This window comes from Chromohalobacter sp. HP20-39, assembly GCF_033052815.1.
Lineage (GTDB): Bacteria > Pseudomonadota > Gammaproteobacteria > Pseudomonadales > Halomonadaceae > Chromohalobacter.
Map to the genome: position 1 here is coordinate 1 of NZ_JAWHTP010000612.1, position 277 is coordinate 277.

The window sequence follows — 277 nt, forward strand, 5'->3', positions numbered from 1 at the left end:
TCCGCTCCGGCGCCGTGCGTCCGGGCATCGTGGACGTTCTGGAGACCGCTGCCGCTGCGCCGGCCGCGGCTTCCTCCGATCTCGTGGCGGCGGCTCTCGACCGGGCGATGGCGCGCGGCCTCGACGACCCGGCAGCGCGTCTCGAAGACGGACAGGCCCACCCGACCGACACCCATCCGCCGACCCGCGAGCGCATCGCGGCCCTCGGCCTGGCGGTCAATGCGGACCTGCTGACGGCCGCTGGAGCCCCGCCTCCGGCTCGCGCCCGCGAACAGCT

1 protein-coding gene is annotated in these 277 nt (G+C 76.2%); it reads left to right on the forward strand.

What is annotated here, in order from left to right; all coding sequences use genetic code 11:
• The coding region (locus RVY79_RS19400) for a hypothetical protein (protein ID WP_317466203.1) at positions 1-277 on the forward strand (277 nt) is incomplete at both ends.